Source organism: Streptomyces sp. NPDC101110 (assembly GCF_044759525.1).
GTDB lineage: Bacteria > Actinomycetota > Actinomycetes > Streptomycetales > Streptomycetaceae > Streptomyces.
This window is the reverse complement of record NZ_JBIVZM010000019.1, coordinates 36,917-60,452: the sequence shown is the minus strand read 5'-3', so window position 1 is coordinate 60,452 and position 23,536 is coordinate 36,917. Positions and strand designations below refer to the sequence as shown.

Here is a 23,536-nt window from a genome sequence, read left to right as displayed (position 1 = left end):
AGGAACGAGGCACCAGATGACCGACCCCGTGGCGCTGGACGGCGATGGCCAGATCGGCGAGTTCGACGAGAAGCGCGCCGAGAACGCCGTACGCGAACTTCTGATCGCGGTCGGCGAGGACCCGGACCGCGAAGGCCTCCGAGAGACACCGGCGCGCGTGGCCCGGGCGTACAAGGAGATATTCGCGGGGCTGTGGCAGCAGCCCGAGGACGTACTGACGACGACGTTCGACCTGGGGCACGACGAGATGGTCCTGGTGAAGGACATCGAGGTGCTGAGCTCCTGCGAACATCACCTCGTGCCGTTCGTAGGGGTGGCGCACGTCGGTTACATCCCGTCCGTCGAAGGCAAGATCACCGGCTTGTCGAAGCTGGCTCGGCTCGTGGACGTCTATGCCCGGCGCCCGCAGGTGCAGGAGCGGCTCACCACGCAGATCGCCGACTCCTTGATGCAGATCCTGGAGCCGCGGGGCGTGATCGTCGTCGTCGAGTGCGAGCACATGTGCATGTCGATGCGTGGGGTCCGCAAGCCGGGTGCGAAGACGATCACCTCGGCGGTCCGGGGTCAGCTTCGTGATTCGGCGACCCGTAACGAGGCCATGAGCCTGATCATGGCGCGCTAGTCCGACGGTGAACGCCGTGGGCGGGCGCCTGCGAGCGCCTGCGGGCGCCTGCCCACGGCTTCCTCGGCGACGGGCATCTCGCCCGCCGGCCCCGGTGAGCCGCGGCGGTGGTCAGACCGTCGGTGCCACGCCCGTGCCGTCGTTCTCGTCGTCTTCCGGGAGTTTGCAGACGCGCTCCAGGAAGATGGCGGCCGCTATGACGCCGATGCCCGCGAGGACGGAGAAGCCGGCGTAGATGGCCTGGTCGCGGCGGGCGGGGATGTCGAGGGATTCCAGGAGGAAGACGCCGGTGCCGCCGTACATGCCGGCGACGAGGGCGGCGACCAGGGCGCTGGCGTGGCCGAAGACCACAGCGCGGGCGGCCATGAGGGGGTCGACGCCCTTCGCCTCGGGGCGGCGCTCGCGCTGGGCCTTGAGCCGGGCGCGGATCGAGAGCGCCGTGGCCAGCAGGACCACGGCGATCACGGCCAGGACGATGGGGGCGGCCAGCGGGACGCTCGGGAGTGTTCCGACCGAGTTCCACAGGCGGGCGCCCGCCCAGGACAGGACTCCGGCCACGACGAACACGCCGGCCAGCACCCGGATACGCAGCTCTCTCACGGTGTCCCTTCGGTTCCCCCGGCTCTCCGGCCCGGTTCGCGGCCGTCTTGACCTTAACGGCTACTCGGGCAGCCGGAGTTCCAGGTCCTCGCGGGGCGCCACCCCGTCACGGGTGACGACGTCGAGGAGACCGGCGACGGGGCCGCGGCCGGGCAGCTGGGCCTCGGGGTCCAGGTCGTGCCAGGGGGCCAGGACGAAGGCGCGCTCGTGGGCGCGGGGGTGGGGAAGGGTGAGCTGCGGGTCGTCGGAGACGACATCGGCGTAGGAGACGATGTCGACGTCGAGTGTGCGGGGGCCCCAGTGCTCGTCCCGCACGCGGTGGAAGGCCTCCTCGACCGCGTGCGCGCGCTCCAGGAGCGAGGACGGCGGGAGGGTGGTCTTGAGGACCACGACGGCGTTGAAGTAGGCGGGCTGGCTGCCGGGGTCCACGCCCCAGGGCTCCGTCTCGTAGACGGGGGAGACACCCTTGACGCGGACGCCCGGCGTGTCCTCCAGGGCGTCGATGGCTCCCTGGAGGGTCTCCAGCCGGTTGCCGAGGTTGGAGCCGAGGGCGACCACGGCCCGTTTCGGGTTGGACAGGGTCGTGTCGGCGGCGTCGACCTTCTCGACGACGGAGGCGGGCACCGGCTGTACGGTCGGGTCGGTCGGACCCTTGATGAAGGGCGCGGTCATACTCGGCTCCGGGTGATGGTGACGGTCACGTCGTCGAAGGGGACGGTGATCGGGGCGCTCGGCTTGTGCACGCACACCTCGACCTCCTGTACGCCCTCGTGCTGCAGACAGACCTGGGCGATGCGCTCGGCGAGCGTCTCGATGAGGTCGACGGGCTCGCCCTGGACGACGGCCACGACCTCCTCCGCCACGATGCCGTAGTGCACGGTCTTCGCCAGGTCGTCGTCGGCCGCGGCCGGCCGGGTGTCCAGGCCGAGGACGAGGTCCACGATGAAGGTCTGGCCCTCCTCGCGTTCCTCGGGGAACACACCGTGGTGCCCGCGGGCCTTGAGGCCGCGCAGCGCGACACGATCCACGCGAATCACTCCTGCAATCGTCGGTCAGGGCCGGTCGGTGCCGTGTGCGGTCGGCACACCGGCCTCGGTCGAATCTACCTGCGAGCGCGGACGGGCCCGGGCCACGGGGCGGGGGCCGGCTGCCGGGCCCGGCAGGATTCATCCAGCGTTTCCCCTGGGGAACCCGTAGGTGCACAGGTTGGTAGCCGCCCCTACCCGGGCGTAGGTGATTCCAACCACTTCCTGGCGCGTACCCACTCAGGCCGGGGAGTCGTCCTGCTCGTCCTCGTCCGTTTCGGCCAGCACGGGGGAAGCGTGGTGCGACCAGAGTTTCCACCCCTGGGGCGTGCGCCGGAACACATTGGTGGCGACCACGAGCTGCCCGACGAGCGGGCCGAGCTCCTCTCCGGCGCCCTCGGGGGCGGGGCCGCCGCTGAGGATGTTCTCCGTGCAGTTCACCAGAGCGGTGTCGCCGGTGACCGAGACGTGCACGTCGGTCAGGAAGAACTGGATGTAGTCGGTGTTCGCCATGATCAGCGCATACGACCTGAGGACCTCCCCGCGGCCGGTGAGCACGGGCCAGCCGGGGTGGACGCAGGAGACCACGCCGGTGTCGGCCGGGTCGTGGTAGGTCTCGTCGACGCCCAGGTCGGAGGGGGTCAGCCAGAGCGACGCCAGTTCCTCGAAGTCGCCCTGCTCGAGTGCCTCGTAGAAGGCGGTGTTCGCGGCCTCGACCTGTTCGACGTCGGTGTGCGGGGCGCTCACCGGGCTCCTTCTGCGCTGGTTCCGGCCGTGCGGGCCCTCGCGATGGCGCGGGCGACGCGGACGGCGTCGGCCGTGGCGCGCACCTCGTGGACGCGGACCGCCCACGCGCCGGCGTGCGCCGCGAGCGCGGAGACGGCGGCGGTGGCCGCGTCCCGTTCGCGTGCGGGCGGTGGGGGGCCGTCGGGGCCGGCGAGGACCCGGCCGAGGAAGCGTTTGCGGGAGGCGGCGACGAGCAGCGGGTGGCCGAGGTCGAGGACGCGGTCGAGGCTCGCGAGGAGGGCCAGGTCGTGCTCGGCGTCCTTGGAGAACCCGAGGCCGGGGTCGACGATGACACGGTCGGGGGCGATGCCACCGGCCAGGACGGCCTCCACGCGCGCGTGCAGTTCGTCGACGACCTCCGTGACGACGTCGGCGTACTCGCCTCTGACGTTGCCGCCCTGGAGGAAGCCGCGCCAGTGCATGACCACGAAGGGGGCGCCGGCGTCGGCGACGGCCGGGATCATGCGGGGGTCGGCGAGGCCGCCGCTGACGTCGTTGACGAGGGCGGCGCCGGCCGCCAGGGCCCGTTCGGCGACGGAGGCGCGCATGGTGTCGACGGAGACCGTGACGCCCTCGGAGGCCAGGCCGCGGACGACGGGGATGACGCGCCTCAGTTCCTCGTCCTCGTCGACCCGGGTGGCGCCGGGGCGGGTGGACTCGCCGCCGACGTCGATCAGGTCCGCGCCCTCGGTGACCAGCCCGAGACCGCGTTTGACGGCGGCCGTGGTGTCGAAGAAGCGGCCGCCGTCGGAGAAGGAGTCGGGGGTGACGTTCACGACTCCCATGACCGCGCAGCGGTCCCGTTCCGGTAGGCCCGCCACGCGCCCGCGTCCGCTCTGGTTGTTCATATGTTCAGCGTAGGCCCCGGCGGGGCCCACCCGGCGCTGCGGCCCGGGCGACGGCCCCGGTCGGGGCGGGGTCACGCCGCCCGGACGTCGCGTTCGGCCGTGGTGCCGTGGGCGCAGGGGCGCGGGGCGGCCGTGCGGCGGCGGCGCAGGAAGCGCGGCAGGGGCAGGGCGAGGTTGACGAAGCCTTCGGCCTGCATGGCGGCGAACCCGATGCGGGGCAGGTCGGCCGAGGCGCGGTAGACGACGAAGCGCGGCTCCCAGCGCGGCCGGAACTTGGCGTTGAACTTGTAGAGGGACTCGATCTGGAACCAGCGGGAGAGGAAGACCAGCAGTCCGCGCCAGGCACGCAGCACCGGGCCGGCGCCGATCTTCTCGCCGCGGGCCAGGGCCGCGCGGAACATGGCGAAGTTGAGGGAGACCCGCGCGATGCCGAAGCGGGGTGCGGCCTGGAGGGCGGCCACGATGAGCAGTTCGTTCATGCCGGGGTCGGCCGCGCGGTCGCGGCGCATCAGGTCGAGGGAGGCGCCGTCGGTGCCCCAGGGGACGAAGTGCAGGATCGCCTTGAGGTCGCCGTAGGGGCCCGGGTGGTCGTCCTGTTTGTGGGCGGTGGCGATGAGGCAGTCGCCGTCGGAGGGGTCGCCGATGCGGCCGAGGGCCATGGAGAAGCCGCGTTCGGTGTCGGTGCCCCGCCAGTCGTCGGAGGCGCGGCGGATGCGCTCCAGTTCGGCCTCGCCGAGATCACGGACACGTCGGACCCGGGTTTCGTAACCGGCGCGCTCGATGCGCTTGACCATCTGGCGCACGTTGCGCATCGCGCGGCCGGCGAGGGAGAAATCCGCGACGTCCACCACCGCCTCGTCGCCCAGTTCGAGGGCGTCGAGACCCGTCTCGCGGGTCCACACCTCGCCGCCGGTCTCGGAGCAGCCCATGACGGCGGGCGTCCAGGAGTGGGCCCTGGCCTCGTCCATGAAGCGTTCGATGGCGCCGGGCCAGGCCTCGACGTCGCCGATCGGGTCTCCGCTGGCGAGCATCACGCCGGAGACGACGCGGTAGGTCACCGCCGCCTTGCCGCTGGGGGAGAAGACGACGGCCTTGTCGCGTCGCAGCGCGAAGTGGCCGAGGGAGTCGCGGCGCCCGTGCCTGTCCAGGAGGACGCGCAGTCGGGCCTCGTCCTCCTCGGTGAGCCGTGCGGCCGGGTGCTCCGGGCGGAAGGCCAGGTAGATGGTGGTGACGGCGGTGAGCAGCCCGAGGGCGCCGAGCGAGAAGGCGACGGTCCAGGAGGTGTCGCCCCGGTAGTCGACCGGGCCTTCGAAGCCGAACAGGCCGTAGATGACGTGGGTGATGCGATCGGCGAGGCTGGGGTCGCCGACGATGCGTCCGCTGTGGACGTTGACGACGAGCAGTCCGAGCGCGAGCGAACCGGCGCTCATGAGCACGAAGTTGGCGAGGGCCTTCCAGCGGCTGCGCGGGTCGGGCAGGGCGTTGAACTGGTCGCGGTGGCGCAGCAGGGGGGCCAGCAGCGCCAGGGAGATCAGCACGCCGACGAGCGAGTGCCGGTAGGTGAACTGGGCGACGGCCCCGGCCGGCAGGAGCGCCACCGCGGCCCGCCAGGCCCGGCGCTTGGAGCGCTTGAGGCCGTGGGCGAGCAGCAGCAACAGCACACCCGTGCTGAGGGACAGGGCGGCCGCGAACGGGCCGAGCGCGCCGGGCAGGACCTCGGCGATGGCGTGCATCCTGCTGTGCCGGAACCGGGGGAAGACGCCCGCGGCGATGTCCAGGACGCCCACCAGGGCGCAGGCTCTGCCGACGAGGACCGGGACGGCCTCGGGGCGTGGCCCGCGCGGTATCCGGCTCATCAGGCCCGGGCGGGCCGTGCCACTGCCGCGGCGCGGAACCCCACCCGACATTTCCTCATCTGTCCTGACAGACATCGCATCCCGTAGTTCTGCGAGAGACCTTGGATCCGGTGCCGATTCGGGCATCCGGCGACATTGCGCCCTCTAGGACGGTGTCTCGGGGAGAGAGGTTCACTCCCCACGTCAAAGCCGTATCAAAGGTCCGGGAAAGTCCGGGACAAGCCCTTGCGAAGGTGTGCACGCGGGGCGGTCCGGGACGGAGAGCGCGAACAGGTAATCAACCCATGGGTCTGACGAGCAACAACGTGCTGGTGCCGGCGGTGCTGTCCGCCGTGCTGCTGTTCGCCGGCACGGTCTGGCTGTGGCCGCGGCTGGCACGGCGGAGCCGGCGTGCCGTCTGCGGGCGTGTCGTCCTGCTGCTGGGCACCCAGCTGGCGCTGTTCGCCGCGGTGGGCCTAGCCGCCAACCAGTCCTTCGGGTTCTACGCGAGCTGGGCGGACCTGTTCGGGCAGGAGAAGGACCAGGGCGTCGTCGTCGACCACCCGGCCGGCGGGGGCCCGTTGGAGGTGGTCGGCTCGCGCCCGGTGCCGGGGTCGGCCGGTGCGCCGCCGCAGGACGGCGGCCGGATCCAGCAGGTCGACATCATGGGCCGTACGACGCACATCGCCTCGCCCGCCTACGTCTATCTGCCGCCGGAGTACTTCCAGCCGCGGTACCGCACCCACCGGTTTCCCACGGCCGTCGTGCTGACGGGCTATCCGGGTACGGCGTCGGCGCTGGTCGAGAAGCTCCACTATCCGCGTACGGCGCTGGAACTGGCGCGGGCGGGCCGGGCGAAGCCGATGATCCTCGTGATGATGCGGCCGACGGTGGCGCCGCCCCGGGACACCGAGTGCGTCGACATCCCGGGCGGTCCGCAGACGGAGTCGTTCTTCGCGAGAGATCTCCCCGACGCGTTGCGCACGCACTACAGGGTGGCCGAAAAGCCGGGCGGTCTGGGCATCATCGGCAACTCGACGGGCGGATACTGCGCGTTGAAGATCGCCCTGCACCATCCCGATGTGTACGCCGCCGGGGCGGGCCTGTCGCCGTACTTCAAGGCGCCGATCGACGCCACGACAGGTGATCTGTTCCAGGGGGACAAGGTGCTGCGGAATGACGCGGACCTGCTGTGGTACCTCGCGCACAGGCCCGCTCCCGACACGTCCCTGCTGGTCGGCAGCAGCAAGGTGGGGGAGAAGGACTACAAGGACACGCTGCGGTTCATCGAGCGGGTGAAGGACACCGGGCGGACGCGGATCTCGTCGATCATCCTCGAAAGCGGCGGGCACAACTTCAACACCTGGCGGCGTGAGATTCCGGCGGCGCTGGAGTGGATGAGCGGGCGGCTGAACGGCCTCTGAAAATGATCTTGGGAATTGGGTGAGCGGTCGATTCCGGTTGTCCCCGAGTTCTGATGTGGTGTGAACGTTTCGGTGTGGCTTTGTTTTTGCGGGGTGGGTCACCATGATTCGCCTACGCGCGGTAAGTTTCTGGCCATGCCACGTGGACGTCACCGCCATTCCCCGCCCCTGCACAGGATGCTGCCCCCGTCGGCGATCGCAGGCGTCTCCCTCGTCTGCGCCCTGGGGCCCTGGGTGTTCACGGAGCCGATGGTGCTCCGCGGTCTGGCCGCGGCCGCCGCGGCGACGGCGGTCATCGGCGCGGTCGTGCTGCGTCGTTGGGACACCCAGGCGGGCAAGCGCGTCGCCGACCTCACGCGCGCGCGTGCGAGCGACGAGTGGCGCTTCGAGGAGCGGGTCGCCGAACTGGAGGCCGACCTCGAGGAGTCGCGCGAGCTGCGCGCGAAACTGGAGCAGCGGCTGCGCGCCAAGCGCACGGAACTGGCCGGCCTGCGCAACGAGCACGCCGCGCTGCTGCGCCGGTACGCCACGTCGGAGAGCGAGCGCGCGAGCGTCCTGGAGGAACGCCGGGTGCTCGAGATCGAGGCGACCGCCCCGGTGCGGGCCGCCCTGCCGGCGGGGGCGTCGGAAGCGGCGAAGGCCCCGGCGGAGCCGGACGAGGCTCCCGCCGCCCTCACCGTCGAGGAGGAGCCCGGGGTTCCCGCCGTGTTCTCCCCCGAGGGGTCCCGCCTGTTCCTGCGGGCCGCGGTGGCACTCGCCCGGTTGGACGGCGAGACGGTTCCCGACCCGGACGGCGGCGGCGACGGTGACGGCGACGGCGTGCCGAAGGACGAGGACGCGCAGGACGCGGGGGACGCCGAGCCCGTGCTGGACGTGGAGTCCGAGCAGGAGCAGGAGCAGTCGGAGCGGGCGTCGGAGGGCGAGGCGGAGGAGCACTCCGGGACGGCCGACGACCATGAGCGCACGACCGCCGAGACATCCGTGCCGGGCGCCGGGACGGCCGTGCCGGGTGCGGAGAAGGCTGCGGCAGGTGCGGAGACGGCTGCGGCGCGTGCGGAGGCGGCCGTGGCGGACGGCGAGAGTGCCGTGCCGGCCGGGGAGACCGGCCGCCTTGCGGAGCCCGCGCGGGCCGAGCAGCCCGCGGACCGGCGTTCCGGGCACTTCACCGTGCCGACGGCCGTGGCCGTCCCGCCGCAGTCGCCGGTGCGGCGTCCGCAGGCCGGGGGCGGGTTCGACTTCTTCGGTACGAAGGCCGGCACGTCCCCGGCGGCCCTGGAGGCCGTGCAGAACGAGGACCTCGCCGATGTCGTCGGCCAGGAGGCACTCGCCCTGCACAAGGCCGAGACCGAGGCCCGCTACAAGCCCGCCGACGAGGAGTCGCGCGGCATCGGCCAGGTCATCGACCTGACCGCGCACGATGAGACGGAACAGATCGACGTACAGGGGCTGCGCAGCGCGGTGTCCTGAAGCCCGACTACGACGAAGGGCCCCCGGCCGCGGCCGGGGGCCCTTCGCCGTCACGGCGGCCGGACCCCAGCGGCCCCGCGTGGGTCCCCGCGCTCGGCGGGTCAGGCCGTGCCGCGGGCCCGGCCGTGGGGCCCTGCGCCGGGCGCGGCCCGTCTTCCGGGGCCGGTCATGGGTCCCTGTGCGCGGTGGTCAAAGGCCCTTGTGCTCGGTGGATCACGCCATCCAGCGGTCCGGCCGTGCGGCCCTGCGGCCCGTTCGGGACCGTTCCGCCTGTGCCGCCAGCAGCTCGCGCGCCTCGCCGGCGTCCCGCAGCCGCGCCCGCACGGTCTTGTTCGCGCCCGTGTCCACACACACGTCGGCGACGCCCCGGGCCCGCTCCCACGGCCCCTGCGTCATCCGCACGCTCTGCACCTTGGCGTGCGGCACCAGCGCCAGGCTCCGCTGCAGCAGCCCGGACCGGGCCGCGAACACCGCGTCCGTGACGGCGAGTCCGTATCCGCGCCACCACAGCGGCACACACCAGCGTGCGCGGCGTGGCGCCGGTGACAGGGCATCGGGCCCCGGCACGCTCGCCCCCGGCAGCACCCTTGTGACGACCTCCTCGGCGATGGCGCGCGGAGCGACCGGCACCAGCACGGAGTTGGACGAGCCCGCCACGTCCAGCTCCACCCGCACCCAGCCGCGCCGCCGCCACAGCAGCGGTTCCACGATCCGCACGGTCTGCACGCGCCCCGGCGGCACCGTCTCGTGGGCCCGGTCCAGCAGCCCGTGGTCGATGCGCAGCCCGTCGGGCGACTCGCCCACCGTCCAGTCGTACTCGGCGACGAACCGCCCCGCGCTGCTCGCGCCCGCCGCGCCCAGCAGCGGCAGGGCGACCGCGAGCACCGTCCACAGGCTGTGGGTGACCAGCCACAGCACCGGTGGCACGACCAGCGCGGCGGCCAGCGATCCCCAGGTCGCGCCCGTCAGTACCAGCGCCAGGGCGAGGACCCCGGGTGGCACCCGCAGCAACTGCCGGACCGGGGCCTCCCCGACCTCCGGCGCGGTCTCGGGCGCGAAACCGGCCGCCCGGGCGAGCAGTTCGGCCCGCAGCGTCCGTGCCTCGTCCGCGCCGAGGAAGGCCAGTTCGTCCTTCTTGTCGGTGCCTATGACGTCGAGTCTGAGCTTGGCCACGCCCGCGACCCGGGCCAGCAGCGGCTGGGTGACGTCGATGGCCTGGATCCGCTCCAGCCGGATGTGGGCGGTGCGCCGGAAGACGAGCCCGGTACGGATGCGCAGTTCGGTCCCGGTCACCGCGAAGTGGGTGAACCACCAGGAGCAGAAGCCGTAGAGGGCGGCGGCCGGGACGAGCACGGCGAGACCGATCAGCAGCGTGGTCGTCGTCAGCCGGGTCAGATGGCGCTGTGCCCCGTCGGGGTCGTGCACGGCCCAGCCGATGAGCACGGCGACCGGGGCCCAGGCGCGGCGCAGAGGGGTGACGGGGTGCAGCCGCCGCTCGGTGATCCCGTCGGTCGCCTCGGGGACCTCCGCGGCCCCGGGCGCCGTCACAGCCCCGCCGACCGGGCTTCGCCCAGCTCGGTGAGCCGGTCGCGCAGCCGTTCCGCCTCGGCCGGGTCCAGCCCCGGGATGGTCGCGTCGGTCGCCGCGGCGGCCGTGTGCAACTGCACGCTGGCCAGCCCGAAGTGCCGCTCGACGGGTCCTGAGGTGACCTCGACGAGCTGCATCCGCCCGTACGGCACGACCGTCTCCTCGCGCCACAGCACGCCCCGGCTGATCAGCAGGTCGTCGGCCCGCTCGGCGTACCGCCAGGAACGCCAGTTGCGCTCGGTCATCACCCACCCCCAGGCCATCAGCGCCAGCGGCGCCAGGGCGAAGGCGGCCCAGGCTGGACCGGCCAGCAGCCCCGGCAGCAGCCCGGCCGCCAGGGCGATCAGCCCGAGCCAGACGACCAGCAGCAGCCGGCGCATCCTCAGCAGGCCGGGCGGCAGCGCGATCCACACCGGCTCACCTGCGGCGGCCTCGCCCGTGCCCTGCGAACCCACCGGCTCACCCCCGGCGGCCTCGACCGTGCCCTGCGGCCCCACCGGCCCCGCGTTCTGCGGACTCCCCGTATCCATGGGGCCAGCGTACGTAGGAGAGACTGTGTCCATGACTCCTACGACGGAGACCATGGTCGGAATCGGCGGCGCCGCGGAGAGCACCGACATGGTGCTCAACATCGGGCCGCAGCACCCTTCCACCCATGGCGTGCTGCGGCTGAAGCTCGTCCTGGACGGCGAGCGCATCACGCACGCCGAGCCGGTGATCGGCTACATGCACCGCGGCGCGGAGAAGCTGTTCGAGGCGCGCGACTACCGCCAGATCATCATGCTCGCCAACCGCCACGACTGGCTGTCGGCGTTCTCCAACGAGCTGGGCGTGGTCCTCGCCGTGGAGCGGATGCTCGGCATGGAGGTGCCCGAGCGCGCGGTGTGGCTGCGCACGCTGCTCGCCGAGCTGAACCGGGTGCTCAACCACCTGATGTTCCTCGGCTCGTACCCGCTGGAGCTCGGCGGGATCACCCCGATCTTCTACGCGTTCAACGAGCGCGAGGAACTCCAGCACGTCATGGAGGAGATCTCCGGCGGGCGGATGCACTACATGTTCAACCGCGTGGGCGGCCTCAAGGAGGACCTGCCGGCCGGGTGGACCACCCGCGCGCGCACTGCCGTCGCCGACGTGCGCTCCCGCATGGACCGCTTCGACGACCTGGTCCTCGGCAACGAAATCTTCCGCGGCCGCACGAGGGACGTCGGCGTCCTCACCCCGGAGGCCGTGCACGCGTACGGGGTCAGCGGGCCGATCGGCCGAGCCTCGGGCGTCGACTTCGACCTGCGCCGGGACGAGCCGTACCTCGCCTACGGCGACCTCCAGGACACCCTGAAGGTGGTCACCCGGCAGGAGGGCGACTGCCTCGCCCGCTTCGAGTGCCTCCTGGAGCAGACGCACAACGCGCTGGACCTGGCCGACGCCTGCCTGGACCGGCTCGCCGAGCTGCCGCCCGGGCCGGTCAACCAGCGGCTCCCGAAGGTCCTGAAGGCACCCGAGGGCCACACGTACGCGTGGACCGAGAACCCCCTCGGCATCAATGGCTACTACCTCGTCAGCAAGGGCGAGAAGACCCCTTACCGGCTGAAGCTGCGCTCGGCGTCGTACAACAACATCCAGGCGCTGACGGAGCTGCTTCCGGGGACGCTGGTGGCGGACATGGTGGCGATCCTGGGGTCGATGTTCTTCGTGGTCGGGGACATCGACAAGTAGGGCTCACGCCTGGAAGGGGTCCGTGATCCCGACCGGCTGGACCAGCCAGCCGAAGTCGCCCAGGCCGCCCGGCGCGGTGAGCTCGGCGGCCTCCCCGGCGCTCGTGAGGGCACGTACGTACGCGGCAGGGTCGGTGGAGGCCAGCGTGAGCGGGGGGCGTGCGCCGGTCACGTCCAGGGCGTGCAGCGCCTCGCGCTGGGGGAGCACGCGGCCGCCGGGCAGCGCGCACGCGTCCAGGGCGACATGGGCCGTGATGTCGCAGGAGCCGTCCGGGACGGGTGTGGTCTCCCTGCCCTCCCGGAACCCCGTGAGTGTCCCGAACGGCGGCCGGGCGCCCGCCGTGTGCGCGTAGTCCACGGCCACGGCGAGGCCCCGCCGGAGCGTCGCGACCGCCCCGGCCCAGGCCTCGTCCCGGGGCAGGCCGATCTCGGCGCGCAGCCCTTCCTCACCGGGCAGCGGCCACCACCGCTCCAGCCACCGCGCCGACGCCCCCGTCACCGGCTCCCCGAGCCGCTCGGTCCCGTCCTGCCGGACCATGACCAGCCGGACGACACCGGCGGCGTCCACCTCGGCGACCTCCACGGGCACGTTGTCCAGCCATTCGTTGGCGAACAGCAGCCCGGCCGTCCCCTCCGGGGGCGCGGCCCGCCACTCGATCCGGTGATCGAGTCCCGCGGGCCGCTCGGCGATCTCGACGGCGTACGCGCGCGTGCGCGCCGCCACCTCGGCGGGCAGCGCGGCCAGCACCCCGCTCGTCAGCTCACCCCGCCCGGCCGCCATGTCGACGAAGTCCAGCGTCCCGGGCCGCCCCAGCGCCTCGTCGACCCGGCACAGCAGCCGTGCCACCGCACCGGCGAACAGCGGCGACGCGTGCACGGACGTCCGGAAATGCCCGGCCGGCCCCTCCGCGCGCCGGTAGAAGCCCCCCGGCGCGTACAGGGCGTGCTGCGCCGCGGCTCGCCACCCGCGCCACCCCTGCCACTCGTCGCTCGTCCGTGCCGTCACCGGGCCAGGCTATGCGCACACAACGAACGCAACTCCACCTTGCGGAGTACGCGCGCCCGGTGCGGATCGGCCCTCCGGTTGACCCCTGCACCTATCGCGCTTCCCTACGCTGGGTTACGTGCAGCGCCTCTATGACTTCCTCCGCAGGCACCCGATGTGGGTCGACGGCTTCTGGGCCGTGGTCCTCCTCGGGATTTCGGTGCTGGGCGGGGCGGCCGGTGAGCGGATCGGCCCGTGGGCCGCCGTCGGCCCGATCACACTGCTGCTGAGCCTCGTGGTCGCGCTGCGCCGCCGGATGCCGGAGAAGATGCTGCTGCTGGCCTGCGCGGTCGGCGTGGCGCAGCTGATCACCGACGTCGCGATCCTGCCCGCCGACTTCGCCATGCTGGTGATCGTCTACACGGTCGCGGTGGAGGGTGCCCGCTGGGCCTCACGCTTCGCGCTCGTCGCCGGTCTGTGCGCGGCCCCTCTCGCGCAGTTGCGCTGGTCGAACGAGCAGACGGGCGTCGCGGGCGACATCGCCCTGGCGGTCCTGCAGACCGTCCCCTTCGCCCTCGCCTGGGTGCTCGGCGACTCCATCCGCACCCGTCGCGCCTACTTCGCGCAGCTGGAGGAGCGGGCCGCCCGCCTGGAGAAGGAGCGCGAGGCACAGTCCAAGGTGGCCGTCGCCGCCGAACGGGCCCGGATCGCAAGGGAATTGCACGACGTCGTCGCGCACAACGTCTCGGTGATGGTGGTCCAGGCCGACGGCGCCGCCTACGTCCTCGAAGCCGCGCCCGACCAGGCGAAGAAGGCCCTGGAGACCATCTCCTCCACCGGGCGCCAGGCCCTCGCCGAGATGCGCCGCCTGCTCGGCGTGCTGCGCACCGGCGAGCACCAGGAGGCCGGCGAGTACGTGCCGCAGCCCGATGTGCAGCAGATCGAGGACCTCGTCGAGCAGTGCCGCACCTCCGGACTGCCCGTCGATTTCAAGGTCGAGGGCACGCCCCGCCCGCTGCCCAGCGGTGTCGAGCTCACCGCCTACCGCATCGTGCAGGAGGCGCTCACCAACACCCGCAAGCACGGCGGGCCCCACGCGGGAGCGAGCGTGCGCCTGGTCTACTTCGACGACGGTCTCGGCCTGCTCGTCGAGGACGACGGCAAGGGCGCCCCGCACGAGCTGTACGAGGAGGGCGGGTTCGACGGGCAGGGCCACGGTCTGATCGGCATGCGCGAGCGGGTCGGTATGGTCGGCGGCACCCTGGACGCGGGCCCGCGCCCGGGCGGAGGATTCCGCATCAGCGCCCTGCTGCCGCTCAAGCCCGCGCACTGACGTGGCCGCGCCGTTCGCTGACACCTGTAAAGACCTGCGATGACCTGCGACCACGTGCAACCTGCAATCACCTGCAATCAGCTGCAATGACCTGTAACGCCCCCTGTGGCGACCCCGACATGGAAGAGGCCCGATGACGATCCGCGTGATGCTCGTCGACGACCAGGTGCTGCTGCGGACCGGGTTCCGGATGGTGCTCGCCGCCCAGCCCGACATGGAGGTCGTGGCGGAGGCGGGGGACGGCGTCGAGGCCCTCCGGGAACTGCGGACGACCGAGGTCGACGTGGTGCTGATGGACGTCCGCATGCCCAAGCTCGACGGGGTGGAGACGACCCGCCGGATCTGCGCCGACACCGACCCGCCGAAGGTGCTGATCCTGACCACCTTCGACCTCGACGAGTACGCCTTCTCCGGGCTGAAGGCGGGCGCCTCCGGCTTCATGCTGAAGGATGTGCCGCCGGCCGAGCTCCTGACCGCGATCAGGGCCGTGCACAGCGGGGACGCGGTCGTCGCGCCCTCCACCACCCGCCGTCTGCTGGACCGCTTCGCACCGATGCTGCCGGGCACCAAGCAGCCCCAGCACAAGGAGCTGGAGCGGCTCACCGACCGTGAGCGCGAGGTCATGGTGCTGGTCGCGCAGGGGCTGTCCAACGGCGAGATCGCGGCACGGCTGGTGCTGTCGGAGGCGACCGTGAAGACACACGTGGGCCGCATCCTGACCAAGCTGGGGCTCCGGGACCGGGTGCAGGTCGTGGTGCTGGCCTACGAGACCGGGCTGGTGCGGGCGGGCGGACACGGCTGATCCGCGGGCAATCCGCCGCCGACGGGCACCGGCCCCCTGTCGCCGATCCGCAAGGCACCGGCCCATCGTCGCCGATGCGCTGACGCAGATCTGTCGGCGCCGATCCGTCGGTGCGGGACGGTTGCCCGAGGACCGGGCCGGCTACCGGAGGATCCCTTCCAGGAACTCGCTGCCGAGCCGGGCCACCACCGTCACGTCCAGCTGGTGCAGCACGTAGCGGCCGCGGCGGCGGGTGGTGATCAGGCCGGCCTTCTTCAGCACGGCCAGGTGCCGGGATATCTCCGGGGCCGTCATGCCGAGCGACTGCGCCAGCTCGCTCGTGGTGTGCGCGCTGCGGGCCAGATGCCGGCTCATACGCATCCGCACCGGATGGGACAGCGCGGTCATCCGCAGGGCCAGCTGCTCCAGCGCCTGCGGCGCGGCGAGCTCCGGTGAGCCGACCGGGTAGAGCAGCACCGGCTGCCAGCCGTACCGGTGCAGGACCATCAGATGCGGCCAGCCGAGACTCGTCGGGACGAGCACCAGGCCGCCGTCGCCCGTGGCCGTACGGCCGTCGCCCAGCTTGTCGACGGTGATCCGGCCGGCTGCCGCGTCGAGCGTGACCGCCGGGGACACCGCGGCCAGTCCCTCGGCCAGGCCCTTGCGCCGCAGCAGGTCAGTCTTGTGCCGGGCGTCCGCCGCGAGTTGGTGGTGCAACCGGGACCAGACGTCCGTGAAGAACGCCTCCTCACAGTCCCGGAGGAACTGCCGCAGCCAGGCCCGGATGCGGGGCGGATCGGCCAGCAGCCGCTCGCCGAAGTTCAGTTGCCGCGGTCCGCGCGCGGCGGCCAGCTCCAGTGTGCGGCGGCGCGTCTGCGGGTCGGACAGCGCCGTGGGCCCGCACTCGCCGTAGCCCGGGGAACAGGTGAACTCCAGCGCCGTGTCCACGAACTGCTCGTCGGACAGCTTGTCGAGCTGGTCCAGTTCCTCGGCGAGGGTCGCGCCCGGGAGCGTGTGCCGGTCCGGCAGGCCCGCCCAGGGCAGGAACAGATCCGAGAACGTCGTCCGCCACAGGAAGTCCGCCTCGCACATCCGGTCGGCCAGATGCGGGTCGAGCCGGGCCGTCACGGACGTCACCCAGCCCTGCAGGCCCGGGTGGTGCGCCGGTTCGGACAGCGCGTGCAGCGCCATGCCGAGCTCGGCCAGGGGCGACGGCACGACCGCGACCGCCTCGGGCCGCAGCCCCCCGATGTCGATGTGCACGCTCATGCCCTCATGGTGCACCCGGCCACCGACAACGCCCCGTCGATTGACGGCCCTCGTCAATCGACGCGACGCCGTACCCGGCCCGGGCGCACGCTGGACCCACCGGGGCAGCCGCGGAGCCTTCGGACCTCCATCACCCCGTCCGGCAGAGGCGATTCAGCATGAGCGTCACGCAGCAGTACCTCCTCGACACCTACCGCGCCCGGTCCCTCGGCGAGCCCGCCCCGCCGGCCCCGGGCACCCACGACCGGCGGGTGTTGAGGGATCGGCGCGACGAGCGGCGGCTTCGCGCGGTCCTCGCGGGCCGTCCGGCCCGGCCCTGGCTCCGGGACGCCCTGAGCCGGTGGCGGCGCTCTACCTGACCTGGTCCGGCAACCGTGCCACGAACTCCGCGACCGCCGTCTTCACGTCCTCGGCGCTCCACCCCAGCCCGGCGGCCCGCACATGCACCTCCGTGAGGGCGATACCGGGCCCGCCCCGTTCCCAGCCGCCGCCGAACAGGACGGCCCCGGTCTCCTCGGCCGTCCGGACAGCGGCCTCGGCGACGACGTCCGGCTCGTACGGCAGCCACACCTGGAAGTCGTGGGTGTGCGGCACCTCCGGGTGCACGCGCGCCCATGGCAGACCGGCCGCGGCGAACCCCTCGCGCAGGGCGGCGGCCACCACGCGCGCGTGGGCCACGTACTCCGGCAGCCGGGGCAGCTGCCGCTCGAGGCCGACCAGCGCCGACAGCACGGTCGGGAACTGCTGGAACACCATCCCGCCGTACCGGTGCCGCCAGGTCTTCGCCTCCTCGACGAGCTCCGCGGGGCCCGCGAGCGCCGCACCGCCGAAGCCCTCCAGTGACTTGTAGAACGACACGTAGACGCTGTCGGCCAGGCCCGCGATCTCCGCCAGGGGGCGGCCGAGGTGGACGGTGGACTCCCACAGGCGGGCCCCGTCGAAGTGCACCACCGCGTCCCGTTCCCGCGCGGCCTCGACGACCCCGGTGAGCTCCTCCCAGGTGGGCAGCACGAAACCGGCGTCCCTGAGCGGCAGTTCGAGCATCAGCGCCCCGAAGGGCTCCTCGAAGTCACGCACCTCGGCGGCGGACGGCATCCGCGGCTCGCTCGTCAGCCGCACCGGGCGCAGCCCGCCGACCTCGCTGAACGCGTTGCGTTCGTGCACCTCGGGATGGCTCAGCGCGTGCAGGGCGACGGTCGGATTCCCGGTGCGGCCCGCCCAGCAGCGCAGCGCCACCTGCTGGGCCATCGTGCCCGTCGGGAAGAACGCGGCGGCCTCGGTGCCGAGCAGCCCGGCGACCTTGGTCTCCAGCGCCTCGACGACACCGCCGCCGTACAGGTCGGACAGCTGGTCGAGGTCGTGGACGGCGGCCGCCTCCTCCAGCACCGCCAGCCGCTCCCGGAGGGTCTGGTGGAAGCCGAACCGGGCGAGCACGCGCCGGGCGGTGCGATGGACGGCCAGCCGCCTCGCGCGCAGCCCTGCGCCCCGGTCCTCGTCCGTCACCCGGGTCACCTGGTCGTCCGTCACCCGGTCGTCGCGTTCCGCCGAATCGGTCATGCCCCGGATCCTGCCCCGCGCGCGTGCGGCATGGCATCCGCATTTCCATGACCCACGCGCGTGCGGGGTGACACCCGCGTTTCCATGACCCGCGCGCGGCCGTCCGCATGGCCGAACCCCCTTCCGGGAATGCCGCTCGGGCATGCACAGCCTGTGGACAGCCGAACGCCCCTCGAACCGATCGCGTTAACATGACGAGAAATCGTCCGGTACCCGGAGCGGACTGGAACGGGAAGGCCGCCGTCGAGTGAACACAACCCCACAGCCAGACCCCAAGGACCGCCCCGCGCGGCTCACCGTCGGCGTCGTCGGCGCCGGCCGTGTGGGTCCCGCGCTCGCCGCGTCCCTGGAGCTCGCCGGGCACCGCCCGGTCGCCGTCTCCGCGGTCTCGGACGCCTCCCGGCGCCGCGCCGCGCACCTGCTGCCGGACGTGCCGGTGATGCCGCCCGCCGAAGTCCTGAAGCGGGCCGACCTGGTGCTGCTGACCGTCCCCGACGACGCCCTGCCCGACCTCGTCACCGGGCTCGCCGACACCGGATCCGTCCGGCCCGGGCAGCTCCTCGTCCACACCTCCGGGCGGTACGGCGCGCGGGTCCTGGACCCCGCCCTGCGCGCGGGTGCCCTGCCGCTCGCCCTGCACCCCGCGATGACCTTCACGGGCACACCCGTCGACGTCCAGCGGCTGGCCGGCTGCTCCTTCGGCGTCACCGCCCCCGAGGAGCTGCGCCTGGCCGCCGAGGCTCTCGTCATCGAGATGGGCGGCGAGCCGGAGTGGATCGCCGAGGAGAGCCGGCCGCTCTACCACGCGGCGCTCGCCCTGGGCGCCAACCACCTGGTCACACTGGTCGCCCAGTCCATGGAACTGCTGAGCGCGGCCGGTGTCGCGGCCCCCGACCGGATGCTCGGCCCGCTGCTCGGCGCCGCCCTGGACAACGCCCTGCGCTCCGGCGACGCGGCCCTCACCGGCCCGGTCGCGCGCGGCGACGCGGGCACGGTCGCCGCCCACGTCACCGAGCTGCGCCGGCACGCCCCCCAGGCCGTCGACGGCTACCTGGCGATGGCCCGGGCGACCGCCGACCGGGCCCTGGCCCACGGCCTGCTGAAGCCGGAACTCGCCGAGGACCTCCTCGGGGTACTCGCCCACGGGACCGACGGCACCGAAGGGGACGCCCGATGACCACCACCCTGCTGCGCACCGCCGCCGACCTGCACGCACGCGCGCGTGCGGGCCGCCGTGCCGTGGTGATGACCATGGGCGCCCTGCACGAGGGCCACGCCACCCTCATCCGCGCCGCGCGCGGCCTCGCCGGCCCGGACGGCGAGGTCGTCGTCACCGTCTTCGTCAACCCGCTGCAGTTCGGCCAGGGCGAGGACCTCGACCGCTACCCGCGCACCCTGGACGCCGACCTCGCGCTCGCCGGGGATTCGGGCGCGGACGTCGTCTTCGCCCCCGCCGTCGACGAGGTGTACCCGGGCGGCGAACCGCAGGTCCGCATCACCGCGGGCCCCATGGGCGAGCGCCTGGAGGGCTCGTCCCGCCCCGGCCACTTCGACGGCATGCTCACCGTCGTCGCCAAGCTGCTGCACCTCACCCGGCCCGACGTCGCCCTGTACGGCCAGAAGGACGCCCAGCAGCTGGCCCTGATCCGCCGCATGGTGCGGGACCTGAACTTCGGCGTGGAGATCGTCGGCGTGCCCACCGTCCGCGAGGAGGACGGCCTGGCCCTGTCCAGCCGCAACCGCTACCTGTCGGCCGCCGAGCGGCGCACCGCCCTCGCCCTGTCCGGGGCGCTGTTCGCGGGCCAGGACCGGCACGCCGCGCAGGAGGCGCTGCGGGCCCGGGCCCGCGAAGTGCCCGCCACGCGCGCGCGTGCCGAGGCGCTCAGCGCCATAGGGGAGTCCCGTGCGGCGGCGGACGCGCACGCCGTGGCGACGGCCGTCCCGGGCGGACCGTCGGCCGTCCGCGCCGCCGCCCGCCAGGTCCTGGACGAGGCCGCCCGCCTCGAGCCACCGCTCGTGCTGGACTACCTCGCCCTGGTGGACCCGTCCGACTTCACCGAGATCGGGGACGACTTCACGGGCGACGCGATCCTCGCCGTCGCCGCCCGGGTCGGGGCGACCCGGCTGATCGACAACGTCCCGCTCACCTTCACACGCTTCGGAGCCGCCTCGTGACCACCACAGGCATACGTCTGCACGCGCCCGCCCCCGGCTGGTCCATCTCCGCGGACGTGGTCGTCGTCGGCTCCGGTGTCGCCGGCCTGACCGCGGCCCTGCGCTGCGAGGCGGCCGGCCTGCACACGGTCGTCGTCACCAAGGCCCGTCTCGACGACGGTTCCACCCGCTGGGCCCAGGGCGGCATCGCCGCGGCCCTCGGCGACGGAGACACCCCCGAGCAGCACCTCGACGACACCCTGGTCGCGGGCGTCGGCCTCTGCGACGAGGACGCGGTCCGGCTCCTGGTCACCGAGGGCCCCGGCGCCGTACGCCGCCTCATCGAGACCGGCGCCCGGTTCGACGAGTCCGCCGAGGGCGGGCTGGAGCTCACCCGCGAGGGCGGCCACCACCGCCGGCGCATCGCCCACGCCGGCGGTGACGCCACCGGCGCCGAGATCTCCCGTGCCCTGGTCGAGGCGGTGCGCGCGCGAGGCATGCGCACCATCGAGAACGCGCTCGTCCTGGACCTCCTCACGGACGAGGAGGGCCGCACCGCCGGCGTGACCCTGCACGTCATGGGGGAGGGCCAGCACGACGGTGTGGGGGCCGTCCACGCCCCCGCAGTGGTCCTCGCGACCGGCGGCATGGGCCAGGTCTTCTCCGCGACCACCAACCCGTCGGTGTCGACGGGCGACGGGGTGGCGCTCGCGCTGCGGGCCGGCGCGGAGGTCAGCGACCTGGAGTTCGTCCAGTTCCACCCGACCGTGCTGTTCCTCGGCCCGGACGCGGAGGGTCAGCAGCCCCTGGTCTCCGAGGCCGTGCGCGGCGAGGGCGCGCACCTGATCGACGCCGACGGCGTGCGCTTCATGGTCGGACAGCACGAACTCGCCGAACTCGCCCCCCGCGACATCGTCGCCAAGGGCATCCTGCGCCGCATGCTGGAGCAGGACGCCGAGCACGTGTACCTCGACGGCCGGCATTTCGGCGCGCAGATGTGGGAGCACCGTTTCCCGACGATCCTGGCCGCCTGCCGCGCCCACGGCATCGACCCGGTCACCGACCCCGTCCCGGTCGCCCCCGCCGCCCACTACGCCTCCGGCGGCGTCCGCACCGACTCCCACGGCCGCACGACCGTCCCCGGCCTGTACGCGTGCGGCGAGGTCGCCTGCACCGGTGTGCACGGAGCCAACCGGCTGGCTTCCAACTCCCTGCTCGAAGGCCTCGTCTACGCCGAGCGCCTCGCGGACGACATCGTGGCGAACGGCCTGCACGCGCGCGTGCCCCAGCCGGTCCCGCACCCGGAGATCCCCGAGCACCCCCTGCAGTCCCCGGAAGCCCGTTTCGCCATCCAGCGGATCATGACGGGCGGGGCGGGCGTCCTGCGCTCGGCCGGCTCCCTCGCCAAGGCCGCCGACCAGCTCCAGCGCCTGCACACCGACGCCCGGGAGGCCCTCGCCGAGAACGGCAAGACGGCCGAGGCCGGCGTCGACACCTGGGAGGCCACGAACCTGCTGTGCGTGGCCCGCGTCCTGGTCGCCGCCGCCCTGCTGCGTGAGGAGACCCGGGGCTGCCACTGGCGCGAGGACCGCCCCGAGCGCGACGACACCACCTGGCGGCGCCACATCGTCGTCACCCTGAATCCGGACCGCACGCTGGCCGTGCGCACCACCGACACCACACACTTCCCTCCGACCCTCCCCACCCAGGCCCCCCAGGAGCAGTGACCGACGTGAGCACCCCCGACCTTCCCCTCGCCTCCTCCGGAGGCTGCGGAGACGGCTGCGCCTGCGGCGCGGACGACGAGGCATACCTGGAGTGCGGCCTGGACCCCGCACTCGCCCAGCTCCTGGCCGACGCCGGCCTCGACCCCGTCGAGGTCGAGGACATCGCCAACGTGGCCCTCCAGGAGGACCTGGCCCACGGCGTGGACGTGACGACGGTGGCGACCATCCCCGAGGACGCGGTGGCCACGGCCGACTTCACCGCACGCGAGGCGGGCACCGTGTCCGGCCTGCGCGTCGCCGAGGCGGTCATCTCGGTCGTCTGCGAGGAGGAGCTCGAGATCGAGCGCCACGCCGAGGACGGCGACCGCGTCGAGGCGGGCCAGAAGCTGCTCTCCGTCACCACCCGCACCCGCGACCTCCTCACGGCCGAGCGCAGCGCCCTGAACATCCTGTGCCGCCTGTCGGGCATCGCGACGGCCACACGCGCGTGGGCGGACGTCCTCGACGGCACCCGGGCAAGGGTCCGCGACACCCGCAAGACCACCCCGGGCCTGCGCTCCCTGGAGAAGTACGCGGTCCGCTGCGGCGGCGGCGTCAACCACCGCATGTCCCTGTCGGACGCGGCCCTGGTCAAGGACAACCACGTGGTCGCCGCGGGCGGCGTCGCCCAGGCCTTCCAGGCGGTCCGCGAACGCTTCCCCGACGTCCCCATCGAGGTCGAGGTCGACACCCTGGACCAGCTCCGCGAGGTCCTGGAGGCCGGCGCCGACCTGATCCTCCTGGACAACTTCACTCCGGCCGAGTGCGCGGAGGCCGTCGGCATCGTCCAGGGCCGCGCCGCCCTGGAGGCCTCCGGCCGCCTCACCCTCGACAACGCCAAGGCGTACGCCGACACCGGCGTCGACTACCTCGCCGTCGGAGCCCTCACCCACTCCTCGCCGATCCTGGACATCGGCCTGGACCTGCGGCCGGCGGAGTAGGGGCGGTACGGGCCATGCTGCTGACGATCGACGTAGGAAACACCCACACCGTCCTCGGCCTGTTCGACGGCGAGGAGATCGTCGAACACTGGCGCATCTCCACGGACGCGCGCCGCACCGCCGACGAACTGGCGGTCCTCCTCCAGGGCCTGATGGGCATGCACCCGCTCCTCGGCGACGAGCTGGGCGACGGCATCGACGGCATCGCCATCTGCGCGACCGTCCCCTCCGTCCTGCACGAACTGCGCGAGGTGACCCGCCGCTACTACGGCGACGTGCCCGCGATCCTCGTCGAACCGGGCGTCAAGACGGGCGTGCCCATCCTCATGGACAACCCCAAGGAGGTCGGCGCCGACCGCATCATCAACGCGGTCGCCGCGGTCGAGCTGTACGGCGGCCCCGCCATCGTCGTCGACTTCGGCACGGCGACGACGTTCGACGCGGTCAGCGCGCGAGGGGAGTACGTCGGCGGGGTCATCTCGCCCGGCATCGAGATCTCGGTGGAGGCCCTGGGCGTCCGCGGCGCCCAGCTGCGCAAGATCGAGGTGGCCCGGCCCCGCAGCGTCATCGGCAAGAACACGGTCGAGGCGATGCAGTCGGGCGTCATCTACGGCTTCGCCGGCCAGGTCGACGGCGTCGTCAACCGCATGGCCCGCGAGCTGGCGGAGGACCCCGACGACGTCACCGTCATCGCGACGGGCGGCCTCGCGCCGATGGTCCTGGGCGAGTCGTCGGTGATCGACGAGCACGAACCGTGGCTGACGCTGATCGGACTGCGGCTGGTGTACGAGCGGAACGTGTCACGCATGTGAGCGGTCGGCGGGCGGGGGTGGGCGAAGCCCGC

General features: G+C 73.1%; 23 protein-coding genes. 12 read left to right on the top strand and 11 right to left on the bottom strand.

The annotated features are described in order from the left end of the window. Positions 1 to 16 precede the first annotated feature (16 nt). Positions 17 to 622: a GTP cyclohydrolase I FolE gene (folE, locus tag ACIQU3_RS33855; RefSeq protein ID WP_234749931.1), complete on the top strand. Its 606-nt coding sequence runs from the start codon at positions 17 to 19 to the stop codon at positions 620 to 622. A gap of 111 nt (positions 623 to 733) precedes the next feature. Here the strand turns inward: folE and ACIQU3_RS33850 are convergent, their stop codons facing one another. The 6 genes from ACIQU3_RS33850 to ACIQU3_RS33825 form a co-directional block, all read right to left on the bottom strand. Further along, the gene (locus ACIQU3_RS33850; RefSeq protein WP_403742226.1) at positions 734 to 1,222 is read right to left on the bottom strand and encodes a DUF3180 domain-containing protein; all 489 of its coding nucleotides are present in this window, start codon (positions 1,220 to 1,222) and stop codon (positions 734 to 736) included. A 60-nt stretch (positions 1,223 to 1,282) separates the two neighbouring features. Beyond that, positions 1,283 to 1,894, bottom strand: coding sequence for a 2-amino-4-hydroxy-6-hydroxymethyldihydropteridine diphosphokinase (folK, locus tag ACIQU3_RS33845; RefSeq protein WP_403742223.1), 612 nt, complete (start codon positions 1,892 to 1,894; stop codon positions 1,283 to 1,285). Then, entirely contained in the window at positions 1,891 to 2,250 is a 360-nt protein-coding gene (gene folB / locus ACIQU3_RS33840; RefSeq protein WP_403742221.1) for a dihydroneopterin aldolase, read from the bottom strand. The genes folK and folB overlap by 4 nt, the downstream gene beginning before the upstream one ends. 237 nt (positions 2,251 to 2,487) lie before the next feature. After that, positions 2,488 to 2,994 (bottom strand): nuclear transport factor 2 family protein, encoded by a 507-nt coding sequence (locus ACIQU3_RS33835; protein WP_403742218.1) that lies wholly within the window; start codon positions 2,992 to 2,994, stop codon positions 2,488 to 2,490. Further along, a complete protein-coding gene (gene folP / locus ACIQU3_RS33830; RefSeq protein WP_403742213.1) occupies positions 2,991 to 3,881 on the bottom strand; it encodes a dihydropteroate synthase in 891 nt (296 codons plus the stop codon). The genes ACIQU3_RS33835 and folP overlap by 4 nt, the downstream gene beginning before the upstream one ends. Before the next feature lie 71 nt (positions 3,882 to 3,952). Then, complete coding sequence (locus tag ACIQU3_RS33825) at positions 3,953 to 5,788, bottom strand: phosphatidylglycerol lysyltransferase domain-containing protein (protein ID WP_403742210.1); 1,836 nt, start codon at positions 5,786 to 5,788, stop codon at positions 3,953 to 3,955. Positions 5,789 to 6,021: 233 nt separating this feature from the next. Here ACIQU3_RS33825 and ACIQU3_RS33820 point away from each other — a divergent pair, with 233 nt between their 5' ends. Further along, a complete protein-coding gene (locus tag ACIQU3_RS33820; RefSeq protein ID WP_403742207.1) occupies positions 6,022 to 7,140 on the top strand; it encodes an alpha/beta hydrolase in 1,119 nt (372 codons plus the stop codon). 135 nt (positions 7,141 to 7,275) lie between these two features. After that, positions 7,276 to 8,607, top strand: a complete 1,332-nt coding sequence (locus ACIQU3_RS33815) for a hypothetical protein (protein WP_403742203.1) — start codon at positions 7,276 to 7,278, stop codon at positions 8,605 to 8,607. Positions 8,608 to 8,820: 213 nt separating this feature from the next. On the opposite strand, the gene ACIQU3_RS33810 is transcribed toward ACIQU3_RS33815, so the two are convergent. Both ACIQU3_RS33810 and ACIQU3_RS33805 read right to left on the bottom strand, forming a co-directional pair. Then, positions 8,821 to 10,155: a PH domain-containing protein gene (locus tag ACIQU3_RS33810; protein ID WP_403742200.1), complete on the bottom strand. Its 1,335-nt coding sequence runs from the start codon at positions 10,153 to 10,155 to the stop codon at positions 8,821 to 8,823. After that, the gene (locus tag ACIQU3_RS33805) at positions 10,152 to 10,724 is read right to left on the bottom strand and encodes a PH domain-containing protein (protein WP_403929396.1); all 573 of its coding nucleotides are present in this window, start codon (positions 10,722 to 10,724) and stop codon (positions 10,152 to 10,154) included. The genes ACIQU3_RS33810 and ACIQU3_RS33805 overlap by 4 nt, the downstream gene beginning before the upstream one ends. Before the next feature lie 31 nt (positions 10,725 to 10,755). Here ACIQU3_RS33805 and ACIQU3_RS33800 point away from each other — a divergent pair, with 31 nt between their 5' ends. Then, positions 10,756 to 11,907, top strand: coding sequence for an NADH-quinone oxidoreductase subunit D (locus tag ACIQU3_RS33800; protein ID WP_403742194.1), 1,152 nt, complete (start codon positions 10,756 to 10,758; stop codon positions 11,905 to 11,907). A 3-nt stretch (positions 11,908 to 11,910) separates the two neighbouring features. Here the strand turns inward: ACIQU3_RS33800 and ACIQU3_RS33795 are convergent, their stop codons facing one another. Next, positions 11,911 to 12,912, bottom strand: coding sequence for an SAM-dependent methyltransferase (locus tag ACIQU3_RS33795; RefSeq protein ID WP_403929393.1), 1,002 nt, complete (start codon positions 12,910 to 12,912; stop codon positions 11,911 to 11,913). A gap of 118 nt (positions 12,913 to 13,030) precedes the next feature. Between ACIQU3_RS33795 and ACIQU3_RS33790 the strand changes: the two genes are divergently transcribed. Further along, positions 13,031 to 14,224, top strand: coding sequence for a sensor histidine kinase (locus tag ACIQU3_RS33790; protein ID WP_403929390.1), 1,194 nt, complete (start codon positions 13,031 to 13,033; stop codon positions 14,222 to 14,224). 133 nt (positions 14,225 to 14,357) lie between these two features. Further along, positions 14,358 to 15,026, top strand: coding sequence for a response regulator (locus ACIQU3_RS33785; protein ID WP_403742184.1), 669 nt, complete (start codon positions 14,358 to 14,360; stop codon positions 15,024 to 15,026). 141 nt (positions 15,027 to 15,167) lie between these two features. Here ACIQU3_RS33785 and ACIQU3_RS33780 read toward each other — a convergent pair whose 3' ends face one another. Continuing rightward, positions 15,168 to 16,274, bottom strand: a complete 1,107-nt coding sequence (locus ACIQU3_RS33780; RefSeq protein WP_403742181.1) for a DUF5937 family protein — start codon at positions 16,272 to 16,274, stop codon at positions 15,168 to 15,170. A 158-nt stretch (positions 16,275 to 16,432) separates the two neighbouring features. Between ACIQU3_RS33780 and ACIQU3_RS33775 the strand changes: the two genes are divergently transcribed. Next, positions 16,433 to 16,633, top strand: coding sequence for a hypothetical protein (locus ACIQU3_RS33775; protein WP_403929387.1), 201 nt, complete (start codon positions 16,433 to 16,435; stop codon positions 16,631 to 16,633). Here the strand turns inward: ACIQU3_RS33775 and ACIQU3_RS33770 are convergent. Next, positions 16,626 to 17,831 (bottom strand): threonine aldolase family protein, encoded by a 1,206-nt coding sequence (locus ACIQU3_RS33770; RefSeq protein WP_403929385.1) that lies wholly within the window; start codon positions 17,829 to 17,831, stop codon positions 16,626 to 16,628. The genes ACIQU3_RS33775 and ACIQU3_RS33770 overlap by 8 nt on opposite strands. A gap of 247 nt (positions 17,832 to 18,078) precedes the next feature. Here ACIQU3_RS33770 and ACIQU3_RS33765 point away from each other — a divergent pair, with 247 nt between their 5' ends. The 5 genes from ACIQU3_RS33765 to ACIQU3_RS33745 are packed head-to-tail and all read left to right on the top strand — an operon-like array spanning position 18,079 to position 23,504. Continuing rightward, on the top strand, positions 18,079 to 19,008 hold the full coding sequence (locus ACIQU3_RS33765) for a Rossmann-like and DUF2520 domain-containing protein (RefSeq protein ID WP_403742173.1): 930 nt from the start codon (positions 18,079 to 18,081) through the stop codon (positions 19,006 to 19,008). Continuing rightward, positions 19,005 to 20,006, top strand: a complete 1,002-nt coding sequence (panC, locus tag ACIQU3_RS33760) for a pantoate--beta-alanine ligase (RefSeq protein ID WP_403929382.1) — start codon at positions 19,005 to 19,007, stop codon at positions 20,004 to 20,006. The genes ACIQU3_RS33765 and panC overlap by 4 nt, the downstream gene beginning before the upstream one ends. After that, positions 20,003 to 21,712: an L-aspartate oxidase gene (locus ACIQU3_RS33755; RefSeq protein WP_403742165.1), complete on the top strand. Its 1,710-nt coding sequence runs from the start codon at positions 20,003 to 20,005 to the stop codon at positions 21,710 to 21,712. Before panC ends, ACIQU3_RS33755 begins: the two co-directional genes overlap by 4 nt. Positions 21,713 to 21,717: 5 nt before the next feature. Then, positions 21,718 to 22,692, top strand: a complete 975-nt coding sequence (nadC, locus tag ACIQU3_RS33750; RefSeq protein WP_403742160.1) for a carboxylating nicotinate-nucleotide diphosphorylase — start codon at positions 21,718 to 21,720, stop codon at positions 22,690 to 22,692. Between the two features lie 14 nt (positions 22,693 to 22,706). Continuing rightward, positions 22,707 to 23,504 carry a type III pantothenate kinase gene (locus ACIQU3_RS33745; RefSeq protein ID WP_403742157.1) on the top strand — a complete coding sequence of 266 codons (798 nt, stop codon included), beginning with the start codon at positions 22,707 to 22,709 and terminating at the stop codon, positions 23,502 to 23,504. Positions 23,505 to 23,536: the final 32 nt, after the last annotated feature.